The 15,127-nt window shown below is 59.0% G+C and carries 13 protein-coding genes; 9 read left to right on the top strand and 4 right to left on the bottom strand.

Features of this window, described 5'->3' with window-relative positions; genetic code table 11:
- Window positions 1–52 precede the first annotated feature (52 nt).
- Genes QN062_RS09880 through QN062_RS09850 form a run of 7 tightly spaced genes read left to right on the top strand, consistent with a single transcriptional unit; the run spans window position 53 to window position 7,536 of the window.
- Window positions 53–253 (top strand): hypothetical protein, encoded by a 201-nt coding sequence (locus QN062_RS09880; RefSeq protein WP_094692136.1) that lies wholly within the window; start codon window positions 53–55, stop codon window positions 251–253.
- 7 nt (window positions 254–260) lie between these two features.
- Window positions 261–1,097, top strand: coding sequence for a hypothetical protein (locus QN062_RS09875; RefSeq protein ID WP_094692135.1), 837 nt, complete (start codon window positions 261–263; stop codon window positions 1,095–1,097).
- 3 nt (window positions 1,098–1,100) lie between these two features.
- Window positions 1,101–1,523 carry a PrgI family protein gene (locus QN062_RS09870; RefSeq protein ID WP_094692134.1) on the top strand — a complete coding sequence of 141 codons (423 nt, stop codon included), beginning with the start codon at window positions 1,101–1,103 and terminating at the stop codon, window positions 1,521–1,523.
- Window positions 1,414–3,930 carry a VirB4-like conjugal transfer ATPase, CD1110 family gene (locus tag QN062_RS09865; RefSeq protein WP_158215588.1) on the top strand — a complete coding sequence of 839 codons (2,517 nt, stop codon included), beginning with the start codon at window positions 1,414–1,416 and terminating at the stop codon, window positions 3,928–3,930. Before QN062_RS09870 ends, QN062_RS09865 begins: the two co-directional genes overlap by 110 nt.
- On the top strand, window positions 3,930–5,432 hold the full coding sequence (locus tag QN062_RS09860; protein ID WP_094692132.1) for a CHAP domain-containing protein: 1,503 nt from the start codon (window positions 3,930–3,932) through the stop codon (window positions 5,430–5,432). Before QN062_RS09865 ends, QN062_RS09860 begins: the two co-directional genes overlap by 1 nt.
- A 28-nt stretch (window positions 5,433–5,460) precedes the next feature.
- Window positions 5,461–6,141, top strand: coding sequence for a hypothetical protein (locus tag QN062_RS09855; protein WP_094692131.1), 681 nt, complete (start codon window positions 5,461–5,463; stop codon window positions 6,139–6,141).
- Between the two features lie 12 nt (window positions 6,142–6,153).
- Window positions 6,154–7,536 (top strand): hypothetical protein, encoded by a 1,383-nt coding sequence (locus QN062_RS09850; protein WP_094692130.1) that lies wholly within the window; start codon window positions 6,154–6,156, stop codon window positions 7,534–7,536.
- A gap of 87 nt (window positions 7,537–7,623) precedes the next feature.
- Here the strand turns inward: QN062_RS09850 and QN062_RS09845 are convergent, their stop codons facing one another.
- Window positions 7,624–8,316 carry a hypothetical protein gene (locus QN062_RS09845; RefSeq protein WP_094692129.1) on the bottom strand — a complete coding sequence of 231 codons (693 nt, stop codon included), beginning with the start codon at window positions 8,314–8,316 and terminating at the stop codon, window positions 7,624–7,626.
- A 30-nt stretch (window positions 8,317–8,346) separates the two neighbouring features.
- Window positions 8,347–9,006, bottom strand: a complete 660-nt coding sequence (locus QN062_RS09840) for a hypothetical protein (protein WP_143241930.1) — start codon at window positions 9,004–9,006, stop codon at window positions 8,347–8,349.
- Between the two features lie 327 nt (window positions 9,007–9,333).
- Here QN062_RS09840 and QN062_RS09835 point away from each other — a divergent pair, with 327 nt between their 5' ends.
- Together QN062_RS09835 and QN062_RS09830 are read left to right on the top strand one after the other, a co-directional pair.
- Window positions 9,334–11,541 carry a glycoside hydrolase domain-containing protein gene (locus tag QN062_RS09835; RefSeq protein WP_158215587.1) on the top strand — a complete coding sequence of 736 codons (2,208 nt, stop codon included), beginning with the start codon at window positions 9,334–9,336 and terminating at the stop codon, window positions 11,539–11,541.
- 112 nt (window positions 11,542–11,653) lie between these two features.
- Window positions 11,654–13,087 (top strand): WD40 repeat domain-containing protein, encoded by a 1,434-nt coding sequence (locus tag QN062_RS09830; protein ID WP_143241929.1) that lies wholly within the window; start codon window positions 11,654–11,656, stop codon window positions 13,085–13,087.
- Between the two features lie 161 nt (window positions 13,088–13,248).
- Here the strand turns inward: QN062_RS09830 and QN062_RS09825 are convergent, their stop codons facing one another.
- Window positions 13,249–14,679 (bottom strand): relaxase/mobilization nuclease domain-containing protein, encoded by a 1,431-nt coding sequence (locus tag QN062_RS09825; protein WP_094692125.1) that lies wholly within the window; start codon window positions 14,677–14,679, stop codon window positions 13,249–13,251.
- A gap of 1 nt (window position 14,680) precedes the next feature.
- Window positions 14,681–15,046 carry a plasmid mobilization relaxosome protein MobC gene (gene mobC, locus QN062_RS09820; RefSeq protein WP_158215586.1) on the bottom strand — a complete coding sequence of 122 codons (366 nt, stop codon included), beginning with the start codon at window positions 15,044–15,046 and terminating at the stop codon, window positions 14,681–14,683.
- Window positions 15,047–15,127 lie beyond the last annotated feature (81 nt).

Here is a 15,127-nt window from a genome sequence, read left to right as displayed (position 1 = left end):
AATACATAAAATGATGTTATATAATTATTAATGACCGGAGAAAGGCAAAACAATGACCATTCAGACAATTCTCTCCCTGATAAAAACATTCGTCACCGTTGGCGGCGGACTGTGGCTCGTTTGGGGAGCCATCGTCATGGGGCTTGCGCTCCGCGACCATCAGGGGCCACAGATTCAGTCGGGCATCTGGCAGGTCGTGGGCGGCGGCCTCATCATCGCCGCAGCACAGCTGTTCCTGAACATCCAGGTGTGAGGCCGCTATGGATCAGTGGATTGTAGCCATGCTCAACGCGATCAGCAGTGGCAATGCTGATACGAAGAATCTGCTCAAGCTGCCATCGGACTACAACGCCACGATGTACAACGCGATGACCACATTCCAGAACGTGGCCGTCAAGCCCATTACCGCCCTGGTATTGAGCGTCATGCTCATGCTCATGCTGCAACAGGCCACCACCCGTGCGGACGGTGACAAGATGCTGAGCGTGCGCCTGGTCGCAGCGGTCATGATCAAGGCGTGCCTGGTGCTGGCGGTGCTCAAGATCAGTGGGGCGCTGCTGCAAGGCATTGACAATATCGGCGTCTCACTGGCAAAGAGTGGCAGCAACATCCAGATTGGCTCTGGCACGACTGCCACCGCCAATCTGGGCAATGCGATGAAGGACTCCATCGACTCTGCCAACTGGGGCGCTCAGGCTGCCATGCTGATGATCGTGCTGTTCCCCTGGCTCATCGCCAACGTCGTTGGCGTGCTGCCTACGGTGATGATCTTCTGGCGTTTCATCCAGCTTGATCTGATGACCGCTTTCAGCAGTCTTCCTCTTGCTTTCCTGGCCCATGAGGACACCAAGCAGATCGGCATTGGCTATCTCAAACGCTATGCGACGATCACCCTACAGGGCGTCATGCTCATAGCGGGGATCAAGCTCTACCAGGCACTGATCAACGGGTGGGTGACCAGTGCCGTGAAGGCCGGCAGCGATCCGATGGACTTTATCATGAAGAACTTCGGGAACCTGTTCGTGGCTCCCATCATCTTGGCGCTGGTCGTTATTGGCTCGAACAGCCTCGCAAAAGCCATTGTCGGGGAAGGATGACGCATGGCATTGGAAGTACAAGTCTATAAAGACGTTCGCGCCTATGAGGCGAAGGTCATGTTTGGCATGAGCTGGCGTCAGCTTGGCGCGGCCGCCGTCGCCGTGCTGGTCGGTGGCGGCGCCTATGCCGCTGCGGCCTTCACGCTGCACGCGAATGGCGCATCCTGGTCGTCGGCCACCAACATGGCGATGTATCTCCTGTTCCCCATACTCATTCCCATTGCTGCCTGGGGATGGTGGCGTCCCAAGGGATTGAAGCCCGAACAGTACATCGGCTATGTCATCAATCATTACGCATCACGAAAGGTCATTACTTATGCAGACGAATACCGAGGGATGGACGCAGGCCGCCCAGCAGATCAGCGAAGCAGAAGAGAGCAGAAGCAGGATAAAAAGAAGGAGAAGGAAAACCTCAAAGAACGCTGACACCCATCTTTCAGCCAAGGGTCATATCCGCCACGTCACCGGCTACGATGACGTGAGCCGTGGCGTGTGGTCGGCTGCCCCCAAGCGCACGGGCGACGTCATTGCGTACAGGGCGATGAAGCCTGACGGGATGGCCTACCTGGGAGAGGATGAATGGTCGATCACGATGAGCATGTCCGACATCAACTATGTGGCGTCGGCGCAGGACACGAAGGAGGCTCTGGTAGATCAGTGGGCCAAGTTTATTAACAGTTTCGGCTCCGGCACCAGGATCCAGGAGAATGTCATCAACCGCGTGCTCGATGAGGCTGACGTGACCGACCTGGTGCAGAAGCCATTGACCGGCGACCGGTTCGATGCATGGCGCGAGGACTTCAACAGGATCGCCACGAACAAGCTGCGTTCCGGCAGTGGGAAAAGCGTGGTCACCGAAAAGTATCTGACGGTGACGGTTCGTGAAAGCGATGCGGAGAAGGCTTCCGCAGCGCTGAGCCGCGCCTATGGGGAGATCCAGGGCATGCTGAGCGCCATGGATGGCTGCCGTGTCGAACGGCTTGACCGTACGCAGCGGCTCGCGCTGCTATCGCATCTGATGCGTCCCGGCGAGGTGCCGTCGTTCACGGAGGATGATTTCGCCGCAGCCCGCAAGTCCATGCACACGAAGGATTACATCGCCCCCTGGGCCATCAAGCTCGATGCTGACGGCAAGGGCTGTGAGCTGATGAACGGTTCGGGTTCATCCCATCACACGGTGCTGTGGGTGCGTGACTACCCGCGTTGGCTTTCTGACAGTCTCATCGGGGATCTCACGGCGATCAAGAGCGATCTGAACATCAGCCTGCATATCGAGCCGTTCGATCAGGCTGACGGCATGGGCATGCTCAACCGTCAGATAGCCGAGTTCGAGATGCAGGTCATGACCGAGCAGAAGAAGGCTCGCAGGGCGCACTATGACGAGACCATGATCCCTCACCGGCTCACCGAGGGTCTGGACGAGGCCACCCAGTTGCGTGAGGAATTGGAGCAGTCGAATCAGAAGATCCTCAGCACCGTGCTCATCATCGGCATCACCGGCACCACCAAGGAGGACTGCGACCAGGTGACCGAAGAGGTGATGACCGCGATCCGCAAGCATTCCTGCCAGGCGGAACGCGCCACGTTCATGACGCTTGACGGGATCAGCACCGAACTGCCGCTTGGCGTGCGCGCACTGCCGATGAGACGCACCATGACCACCGCGAGCACGGCCGTGATCATCCCCTTCACTACGCAGGAGCTGCTGGCCCCGCACGGCAACTGGTATGGGATCAACTCGCAGTCCGGCAACGTGATTCTCGCGGATCGTACCCAGGAGATGAACGGCAACGGGTTCATCCTGGGCACCACCGGATCAGGCAAGAGCCAGTCCGGCAAGATGGAGATCACGAACGTGTTTCTCTCCCGGCCGGACGATGACATTATCATCATCGACCCGGAACGTGAGTATGCGCCGCTCATCAAGGCGTATGGCGGCACCACCATACAGATTCACGCCGGATCCACGGATACCGTCAATCCGATGGACATTAGCTTGGAGTCCGGCATGGCAGACGGTGACGCCATCCACGAGAAGGCCGACTTCATCCTCCAGATGATCTCAGCCCTGGTGGGCGGCAAGGAGGGGCTGACCGCAGCCCAGAAGTCGCTCATCGACCGGTGTGCCGTCAAGCTGTACCGCACCCATGCGGCCGCAGCCCATGATGGCGTGCCGATGGTGCAGCCGACCTTGCTGGACTTGCAGAAGTCTTTGGAGGACTCAGAGTCAGCGGAAGGCCACGAGCTGGCAGGAGCGTTGGACCTGTACACGAACGGCTCGCTGAACCTGTTCGCCCATGAGACCAACGTGCAGGTGGACAACCGGCTCGTATCCTGGGACATTTCGTCTCTGGGCAACGAGTTGAAGACGTTCGGCATGATGGTGGTGCTCGACCAGATCTGGCGTCGCACGGCCTACAACCGAAAGCGTGGCCGTCGCACCTGGCTCTACATCGATGAGTTCCACCTGCTGTTCTCAAACAGGTTCAGCAGCGAATACTTCCGTAGCCTGTACAAGCGTGCCCGCAAATGGGGGCTGATCCCCACCGGCATCACGCAGAACATCGATGAGCTGCTTTCCAACGATGACGCTCGGCTCATGCTCGCCAACTCGAACTTCCTGTACCTGTTGAAGCAGAACGCGACCGATGCCGACACCCTGTGCGACCTGCTGCATTTCAGTGACGAGCAGCGGCGCAGCTTCACCAACATTCCGGCAGGATGCGGCCTGATCCGCTGTGGCAGCGCCACCGTGCCCGTCGATGGGCGCATTCCCACCACGAGCGGCCTGTACCGGCTGTTCTCCACCAAGTTCGGTGAAAGCGAGTCCTGATGAAAGCCAGGACACACCAGGCCGGCATGGTAAGGTTCGGCCAACCCAACGTGAAATCACGCAAGGGCAGCATGAACTTCCATAGGGAAGGCGCTGCCCTGGGCCGCCGTCGCGGCGCACAATCCATCGTGAGGAACGAACGGCGCAAGAAGAGCAGGCTGTTGTCCAAGCTGAGCAGCGGCATTCGTTCCACGACGCCGACCCTGACCGGACGCGATCAGCGCGACATGAACGAGCGCCTAGGCGACAAGTCGAAACAGCTCCTGCAAACGGGGGCGAAACGCTTCGCACGCACCGGCGTGAAAGCAGGGGCGATGGTAGCCCGCAAGACCACCGTCTGGGCGGCTCGATCGACGGCGACCACGGTGCGCAAGACCGCCACGCTGGCCACACGAAAGGCGGCCAGCGTGGCGGCCAGGAAGGTTGCCCAGCGCACAGCGCGCAAGGCAACGCAATCCACGGCCCGCAAAGCCACAGCAAAAGCGGCCAGGAAGACGGCCCAGGCGGCCGCACGAACGACAGCCAACATCACCAGGCAGGCCGTTGCCCTGGCTACCCGTGCGGCCACGGCGGTCGCTGCGGCCGTCAGCTCCATGTCGCTGCCGCTCATCATGGGCATCGTGATTCTCATGGCCGTGATCACATTGATCACCTCACTGTTCTCCTGGCTTCCAGGAGCCGCGAACGACCAGAATACGCAGACCAGCAGCGCGAACTATCCGATCACAGACGACTACCCATACAAGGGCCATTACAACGACGGAACGTCTCCCCTGGGCTACGAGTACGGCAACTGCACCGACTTCGTGGCCTGGCGAATCAACCGTGATGCCGGCGTCACCGCCGCACCCTGGAAATACAAGTGGGCGCAGCTCACTCCCCTGGGCGGCAACGGCGGCCAATGGGGCCTCGCCGGCAATCTATCCGGATGGAACGTCACCACGACGCCCTCCGCTGGCGACATCATCTCCATACCGGCCGGCGTCGCCATTCTCGGCGCCAGCGGCGGCCCCTACGGGCACGTCGGCTACATCGCGCAGGTCTCTGATGGATCCGTGCTCATCGAGAACTATGGAGGCGGCAAATACTTCCAGACCAACCCCACCACCAGCCAGCTCGCCTCATATGTGGCCTCCGGGCAGGCCGTGATCAAGCACAATCCACTCGGCCGCAGTGCTTCCGGCTCCGCCGGCGGCACGGGAACGGACGCGAAAAGCTACGCAAAGAGCGCGTTGAACGATGACACCCAATACAACTGCCTGGTGCAGCTGTGGGATCACGAATCAGGCTGGCGCGTCGATGCGGAGAACGCTTCCAGCGGCGCCTATGGCATTCCCCAGGCGCTGCCGGGCAGCAAGATGGCCTCGTCCGGCTCTGACTGGAAGACCAACGGGGTGACCCAGGTCAAGTGGGGTCTGGGCTACATTAAGTCACGACCTGACTACGGGACACCATGCGCAGCATGGGAGAAGTGGCAGTCCCGTAGCCCCCACTGGTATTAAAGAAGAAGAAGGAGAAGGAGAAAACATTATGAGCAACAAGAAGAAGTGGACAATAATCGGGGTCGCGGCGGCAGTCGTATTGGCCATCATCGTGGGCTGCACGTTCGCCATTGTCGGCGCCGTGAACCGCAATCGTGAACAGCAGGCAGCCATCGCCAACAAAGCCTTCGGCTACAGTGCATCATCATCGACGGGGGCCGGCGACGGTGGCAAGGGTGGCGAGGATGACAGCTATACGAACGTGCCCGACGCCGTGGTCTACAAAGCGACCAGCGTCGTGGCCACCATTGCAACCACATACAGCAAGCTGAACGATGCCGTCACCAAGCCCGATGCAACCACCTTGGAAAGCGCCGGTATGAGCAAGCAGGCCGCATCGTCGTATATCTCGCTGTGGGACACCGTGTTCGCCAAGGCGCATACGGCAGGCATCCAACCCAGCGGCGAAACCGCCTACACCACCTGGGCGGTGCAGAACGTCACCGGCAAGAAACCGGATCGTACCTATACCATCACGGTGACTGCCTCCATCCAACCCTGGTATACGGATAAGAACGGGAAAGATGTGCAGTTCGATGAGGAAAAGGACACCTGGACAGTCACCGTCGATGAGAAAAGCGATCTGGTGACCAAGGTAGTCAACCCCACGGCAGACCAGCTCAGCTTCCGCATCCCTGACGATCTGGTCAACGAAACCCAACAGCAGTAAGGACTCAATATCATGATCCAGTGCACGGCGGCCATCTACGATGACGGTTCGGCCACGCTCACCGTCAACGGGCAACGACGCAAGATCCGCGAACAGGACGCGCAGGCAGCGCGTTCGGCAATACTTACGATCCTCGTCCGCGACGCCGCCACACTCAAAGAGGATCATGCACTCAACGTCCTGGAATCGGACGGGCAGCATCACTTCGTCGTCCGTCCTGACGGTTCCCTCGTTGACACCCAGGAGCCGGACGGCATCGCCACGACGGCCCTACAGCCGGCCACCGAACGGGAGCCAAAGCCTGAACCTGAACCTGAAACGGCGGTCGAGCCACTACCCGTCTCCGACGAGGTGACGCAGCCCATCAACGAAGCACCCACCCAGCAGCTTGATCCCGTGAGCATGAACGATGACGGGCCGGCGCCAACATCAGTCAGACGACTGCCGGCCATCAGCCGCATCATGTTCATCAAAGCCGCCTGCATCCTCGCAGGCGCGCTCATTCTTGTAGCTGCCGCCGCAGGCTGCATGCAGGCATGGCACAGCGCACAGCACGGCAAGGCACTCCAATCGTGCCAGTCGGCACTCACCAGTCAGGAACAAGCCATCACCGCCCGTGCAAAGAGTCTCGCCACGGCGCACGAACTCAAAGGCATCCAACCCACCCAACTCACCACCCCATCGACCCTCACCACGCTTCAAAAAGTTCAGACCAGCATGGCCGACCAGCTCACCGTCTCCTGCACGTCCAGTCTCACCACCACCCAGCTCACCGGCCAAGCCGAACGTCTCGCCACAAATGCCTCAGCCATACAATCCGACACAAGTGCCATTGTTAGGGCTGCTCGTGTGGTGGTGGCGTCGCGTGATGCGAAGTCGCTTGCGGATGCGAAGTCTTCGCTGGCGAAGGCGGTGAAGGCCGCTCAGGGCACGTTGGACTCGTCGCACGGCAAGGTTGCCGACAACAAGACTCGCGAGACGTTGAAGAAGTCGCTAGACGCGGCGAACAAGGTGCTTGCGGACAAGGGCGTGAAGGATCCCAAGAAGTATCGGGATGCTCAGGCGACGCTGGCCGCTCCGGTGAAGGGCGTGAACGATAGCGTGGCTGCGAAGGCTGCGGCTGACAAGGCGGCCGCCGACAAGGCTGCTGCCGCCGCTCAGGCTGCGGCTCAGGCTGCGTCGGGATCTTCGGGTTCCCCGTCTTCGTCCTCGAACTCGTATCATCGTTCTTCTGATTCGTCGGGATCCACTACACGCCGGCATTCAACCGGCAGCACATCAGGATCCAGCACGTCAGGAACTTCCAAGAATGGCAGCAGTGCAGCCCCTTCGTGGAGTGTGCCCAGTAGTGGCAGCGACGAAGGAAACATTGGTGGCAGTGATCCAGGACTCTAACTCATCGTCTGGCATGCTGCTCTTATCGCCGTTGTCGTGATATTTTGGCTTGCGTAGCTTATGTGGTCTCTCACATCGCCGGACAAGTCATTGCGTGATGATGTTGATGCGCCAGGCTCTCTGCTGGGCGATGGTGGGTGTGGGCTGGCCTGGGTTGACGTACACGTCGAGGTTGAAGATGCGTTTGGGCATGTTCAGCTGCGAGTAGTCGGTGACGGCCGTGCCGTTGAGCCTGAGCATCATGAGCCGGTCGAGCCCTCGTATGGGGGTCAGGTCGCTAACGTGTGTAAGACCATCGAGGTAGAGGGTCTGGATGTTCGTGAAGTGTTCGAGTCCCGAAAGGCTGGTCACGTTCTTCAATGCGATGCCACAGTGGGGATGCTCGGTATCGGGAAGTCCGGAATCGTTCGCGACGCCGAGGCCGCCGATGCCGGTCATTCCTTCGGCTGCCTGGCGGGTGAGTTGGTCGTCGACGTGCTGGCCCATGATCTCTGCCATGCACTGGGCTAGCGTGGGGTCGGCGAACAGCTGCCGGTAGGTGCCCAGATTCTCCTGCGCCCCTGTCGGACTGGGCGACGCGGTGGTCGTCGATGACATGTTGGCCGCCGGAGAGGGGGCTTCCCCATGCGTCGTGTCCCTGCTTGTTGAGGATGACGATCCGGTGGGTTCGATGGGCGTCGCCTGCCGGACGGACGAGCATGCCGCCGCGGGCATGACGAGCATCATCGTTATGCCCGCCATGCAGGCGACTCGTGCGAGTCTTAGGAGTGTTGCACGCATGTGCCTCCGCCTTCCCGTTGATAACGGCTGTCAGGAGTTGAGTCTAATGCTCCTGTACATCATTTGAGCAGCAAACGAATAGCAGGTGCTGTTAGTGGAGACGGGTCCACGTACCAGACTCCAAAACCAGCTTCCTCCCCAGGTGGCACGATAGTAGATCTGTCCCTTGTTGTTGCCGGGGCAGACTGCTGTGACTCCTCCACCATATGTGGGGAATGCTGTTGATGACGTGTAGGTTCCCTTGCCGCTCCAGCACTGGTATACGTATCCAGATCCTGCTTCCCCGCCGACTTTGGTGATGACTTTATAATTCTTCGTGGTGCACACGCTTGATACAACGGATGCGCGGGACATCATTCCCGAGGATGACGTTCGAGACACATATGCAGGGTTTTGCCAGGTGGGCTGCAATTCCAGTTCGTCAGTCGTAGCTGTTACTCGCATGGGGCTGATGGTTGTTTCGTCGTCGGTGGCCGATCCTGCGTTGATGAGGGCGTCGGGGTTGAGTACATTCCCGGTTTCTATCAGCTCGACATTGCCAGTGGATGCCGGCGTATCATCCGATAGCTCGTCGGCCGAGACGGCGGGAACGAAGAATGATGACAGTAGGAATGCTGTGAGGCAAAAACCGATGGGCGCAGCCCATTTTTTCATAGAGTTCTGATGATGAATCATTTCTTTCCCCTTCATAGAATAAGCCCCCATTCTCGCCGATGAGACCGGAGCCTGCCATAATCATACTGCTGGGAGGAAGCAGGCTCACAGACGTCACTTACTGCTCATCGCACGTTCATGTTCCGTGACCCTTGCAGCGTGTGTCGCCTGCATATAATGATCGTGGAAATGTCAAGGACGACGGTTCCAGCGGTAGGAACGGGCTTGGGTAATACGCCGACGCCTCTTCCCGCTCTTTGTAGAGCGGTCACACGCGAAGGGTACGTGGCCGGTCGAACGGTTCAAGATTCAGTTACTTACAGGTTTATCGATTCTGATGAATCTCTGAAGGAGATGCCTATCATGGCAGATGCAATGGTTCTAGCCACACAGCAGTGGCTCAACGCAACATATGGCGGTGATCCCCGCTACAACACGATCACCGAGGATGGGTTCACGGGTTGGCAAACGATCTATGCGTTGACGCGCGCGTTGCAGATTGAATTGGGGATACAGAACACGGCGGACAACTTCGGTCCCACCTCGCAGGCCCTGTATGCCCAAAACCCGTTGCAGCCGGCATCGGGGACAAGCAACAAATATGCGATTCTCCAAGGCGCATTGTGGTGCAAGGGATACAATCCCGAACATTACGGGACATTGGACAACCATTTTGACCAACCCGTAGCCGATGCCGTGATCACTATGAAAGAGGATGCTGGCAAGGTCAGTCCCGATGCCGTCGTGAGCGTGAACTTCATGAAGGCCCTGCTTTCCATGAATCAGTTCCAGATCGTCACCGGATCCGGCGGGGACAGCAATGTGCGCTCCTTCCAGCAGGAAATGAATCGCGATTACGAGGCATACGTCGGCATCATTCCCTGCGATGGCCTGTATAACAGGGACACGAACACGGCCACCATTCTCGTGCTACAGGCGTTGGAAGGCATGCCCACGAGCGTCGCCAACGGCAATTTCGGCACTGGCACCAAGACCTACTGCCCGACGATCCCATATACAGGCGGTCAGACCAGCTACACAGGATCCTCCTACACGGCCAGCCAGATCAGCGATTTCACCCGTCTGCTCAACTTCTGCCTGTATGTCAATGGGTTTGGCAGTGGAAATTTCGATGGCGGCTTCTCCGCGAGCAATGTCAGCGCGTTCCAACAGCTGTGCGCACTGCCGCAGACCGGGGTGGCGAACCTGGCCACATGGATGAGTCTGCTCATCAGCTATGGCGACAACACCCGGAAGGGCACGGCCTGCGACACGAGATTCGAGATCACAACGGCACGTCTGGCAGTTCTGAGAGCAAACTCCTATTCGATGGTGGGACGATACATCACGCATGGCATCATCGACGGGGAGGACAAGGCTTTGCAGGACGGCGAGCTCGGACGGATTCTCGCCGGAGGCCTTTCCGTGTTCCCCATCTTCCAAACATTGGGAAATTCCCTGTCCTATTTCACTGCAGCGCAAGGGGCCGTGGATGCCGCAGCCGTGAAGTCTGCGGGTGCGGAGTTCGGGATACCGGCGAACGCCCTGATCTTTGTTGCGGTTGATTTTGATGCTTTGGACGCCGATGTGACGACCAACATCCTGCCGTATTTCCAGGCCCTCCACCAGGCGATGGGCGACATGTATCGCATCGGTATTTATGGGGCGAGAAACGTGTGCAGCAGGGTTAGCGAAGCGGGGTATGCGGTCAACAGTTTCGTATCCGACATGTCCTCCGGCTTCAGCGGCAACATGGGTTATCGACTTCCCTCCAACTGGGGTTTCGACCAGATATCGAACCTCACTATCACCAGCGGATCCCAGAGCCTGGAAATCGACAACGACATCACCTCACCCCGGGCGGAAACCATCTCTAGCGCCATCCCCTCCAGTACAGACAACCCATCACCCGACATCCACAATGCCGTCAACGCGGCCCGCCACACACTCGTGAATCTTTCCACAACCTCGATACCCGTATACAACGCCAGACAGAACGCGGACGCGGCAAATCAGATCGGACAGATCAATCCCAACGAAATCTACATCAGACAGGACGGTGCGGAGGCCGGAGGCTCACCTATCCCGGCGAGCTCATATACCTATGAGATCTATTTCAGAAACTCAGCCGGAAACATCGTCATCGGATTCATTCACGAATCCGATTCATGGGGATCAGACATTCTATACCACTGGGCAAGTCAACAAAAAGAATTCACCGACTATAACTCCACAGGATCATCGCTTGCCGCAGCAACGACGACCTCCATCAATGGGAGCGTCTACGCCGTATTCACGCTTAGCCAGGACCTCGCCTGGTGCTATACCGCAACAGATGGTGAAACTATAATGATGTCACCGTTGAAGGCCGGAACCAAGATCGCGCTCAAACAGGGAGACGGGAACACCGATGCGCCGATGGGAGCGACCCACATCTTGTTCATGCTCGCCGATTATTGGGGGGATGGATCCTCGTGGTTCTCATTCCATGCTGCAGGCCAGCAGGTGAACGGATACGTGGATCTTGGTCTGCAGTACGGAAGCATGCCATCGGACAGGGCCATCTGGTAGGCGCAGTCCGATATGATGCGATCATTGGATGTGATGTGAATCATTGCAGGCCGTCCGAGCGATGGGGGTCGGACGGCCTGCCTTCAGGTTGATGCGAAAATGGAGAAGAACGGTGAATCTCATGAGAAGCTTGCGGCGCGTGCAGATGCCTGTGACCATCGTGCTGTTGATGCTACTGGTGGTATGCATGGCTCCGGCTGCGTGGGGTGCAGGCGCCAGTGCATCGGCTTCGCCTTCGTCTGCTGCGAAACTGAGCGTTGCCGCGTCCGTGCCCGTCGGCAAGCATGCCAACGCGATGCTGCTCGCACCGGACGGGAAGACCCTGTACGTCACCAATGGCAACACGGACAGTGGCAATGCTGACACGACGGTCACGGTGATCGACATGGCAGCCGCACGGGCGACCGCCACGATCGACACGCACGTGACGAACCCCACGAACCCAAGGATTTCCCTAGACGGCAGGACACTGCTCGTGCAGTCCGGTCTCAACACGAACCAGCTCGTCAGGATCGACACCGCCACCGATACCGTGACCGCAAGCGTGCAGACCACGAAGCTGGTGTACTACGCAGCATCTCCCGATGCCAGGCACGTCGTCGGCGTGTTTGCCGACGAGACCGGCCACAAGGTCAACAGGATCGCCGCGATCGACACGAACGCCACTGGAAGCGCACTGCAGTTCAAGCAGCTCGACGGCGCCTTCCTCACGCCCGTCGCCCTGTCGGCAGACGGGACAAGCCTGTACGGGGCACTCATGGCCACGACCACCAGCCAGCCACGATGGGTACGCATAGACACGGCGACCGGCAGCGTGGAGCAGGACTACGGCACCGCCCCCACTGACATGGACCTCATCCACGGGGCCAACACCCTCGCATCCCCCGACGGCGGCACCCTCTACCTACCAGTCAGCAAGGAGTCCACGACCAGCCTGCTCCTCGTCAACGCCGCCACCGGCACGGTACGGCACCGGCTGACCATACCCCTGGCCGCCACATACCTTGCATCCACCCCGGACGGAACGGTCATCCTCACCGCCGACGGCCAGGGAAAGGCAACACTGACCGACACGGCCAACGACAAGACCACGCAGGTCAAGAGCAACGTGTGCGCCAACGGATACATGTGCGGACTGTCCCCCGACGGCACCGTGATATACGGATCCATCGCCGACAACTTCCAACTCACGGCGACGGACACCGCCACAGGCACCGTCAGCACAGTAAAAACCGACGCGGCCGGAAGCGAATCAATCATCATTTCCCCCGACGGCAGCCGAATCGCCCTGAACGGAGGCGAAAGCATCGACATCGTCAACACCGGCCGCACCATCGACACCAGCAGCAAGAACAGCAAGAGCAGCGCCTCGGCCAAACCCACAGCCACTCCCACACACACCGCCGTGCAGCCCCTCGCCTGGATCCAGGAACACGCAGCCGCCGGCATCGGCATCATCCTGGCACTCATCGCCATACTCGCACTCCCGACCCTGCTCATCCTTCACACTCGCCGCCGGGCAGCAACGCCACACCACCGCCACTGATCTTCCAGGCCACAAACTCCTGTGCAGAAACAGGTGGAATCCATCACAACACCCAAGGTGACGAGCGGAAAGGTCAGGTGTAGCGACACCACCCGCTGGTCTCTGGAACCATAACTGCAATTGGGATCACGAATCACATCACGATTCAGACCTGTGAGCTGCTATCTGCCGTGGTGCTTCCCCTGCCGCCGCTGCCCCTCCTGTTGTGTGAGTCTTTGCTCGCGTCCGGTCAGCGCCTTCACTTGTCGGGCGAGGTCTGATATTTCCTTCTCGCTGCCTCTGATCTGTTTGTCCAGGCTTTCGACCTGTTCAGGGTTCAGGCCTTCCTCGCAGCTTGCCACGATGAGCGCTTGGAGGTCGTCCTGTCTTTCGCGGATCTTTGCTCCCAGGGTGGCCACGGCCTGCCTGCTGCTCATTCCGCCTTCCAGGAGGTATTCGCGTACCGTATTGATTTCTCTGACCACGTTGTTGACTTCCTCGACCTTGATGGCCTGTGCCATGAGTCGTTTCCGCTGCGCGGGGTTGGCCGTGTAGATCTGGGGGAAGCTGTTGCGTATGAGCTTGTCGATGTTCAGGCTCGGTGGCGTGAAGTATTCGTAGAGTCCTTCCGTGGGAACCTGCTGCATGAACCGTCCGCGGCTGTCACTCAAGACCTGTTCCGAATCCCTGGGCAGCCATGCGCGGATCGTCTGCCCGTCCACGACCAGACGCTGCCGTGGAATCACCAGCCGCTTGCCGCGCCTGGTGCCCGGCACCCATACGCTCACCGTCCTGGAATCTTGCCTGGCGATCATGCCCCTGTTGAAGCTGATGCATTCCAGACTCTCCTGGCCGATCTTGACCATCAGGCTCATCTCGTCATACGCCTCGCCAAGCTTCGCATCCCGGAACCTCATGCCCGTCTGCGCATCCTCGAACGTGAGATACTTGCCACGCACGTGCGTGAACACTCCCGTGGAGCGCAGCACGCGCTTGAACTGGTCGAAAGACTCCACACGGCCGGCCGTCTGGTCGATGCGCAGACGGATCGACTCCTTGACGCTCTCCCCCTTCAACTGCGTGTACAGGTCGGGACGTGTCTTGCCGTACGACTTGACCTTCTTCTCACGGATCACCTTCAACCCGTTTTCCAGACATAGCTCATCGCTGATTGTTCTGAGCCTTTTGAGATAGGTGCGCGGCACCTTCACTCGTTTCAATGTTTCAAAGTTCACCGGACTGAGCATGATGTGGTTGTGGATATGGTCGCGGTCGGTATGCGTGGCGATCACGTAATGCTGCATGCCCCCGGTGATGCGTTCCATCAGCTCCACGCCCAGCTCGTGCGCCCTCTCCGGGGTAATGTTGTCACCCGGGTCGAACGACTGAATGATGTGGTGAGCGCGCACCAGTGTGGTCTTCGTCGGGGCGCGGCCTGTTTCGATTCGGTGCTGCTCTTCAAGAAAATACTGTGCAAAAGCGGTAGGGTCTTTGCCCACGGATGGAAGGTTGGTGCTCACCAGCTCCATGTCCCGGGTCTTGTCGGGGTTGCAGATGTACTGCATGGCCTTGGAAAGCGTCTGCTTCACCTGGCCGATCTTGACTACGGCCATCCTATCGGCCCTGCTGTTCGTTGAATTTTTTCCACGCCTCACCGACGAGACGATGCACTTCAGCCAACTCGGCCTTCACCTTACTGACCTCTTCCAAGGTTGCATAATCCTGTGCATTGACTCGATGTGCGATCTGGTTGACGTTCACACCGATCTTGTTGACCTGAACCTCCATCTTCGTATAGTCCAAAGGCACAGCAATCAACGTGATCTGTTTGCCCAACACCGACTGACACACAAACTCATTCAGCGACATCGGCCGATACTCACGAACCTGGTCAAGGATGGCCGACGCCTGTTGCCACTCCTCAGGTGTGAAACGAATTTTCTTCTCTACTGATCTGTTTCTGTGATGATCGTTGCTCACTGCTGCTCCTATCGGGTTCGGGTGTCCCGCAGTCCGGCGAAGCCGGAATGAGCATTGGGGGGTCCCCAATGCTATGCTTGC

Source organism: Bifidobacterium sp. WK012_4_13 (assembly GCF_041080835.1).
Classification (GTDB): domain Bacteria; phylum Actinomycetota; class Actinomycetes; order Actinomycetales; family Bifidobacteriaceae; genus Bombiscardovia; species Bombiscardovia fermentum.
Note: the sequence above shows the minus strand (reverse complement) of the source record. Positions and strands in the feature narration are given on the sequence as shown.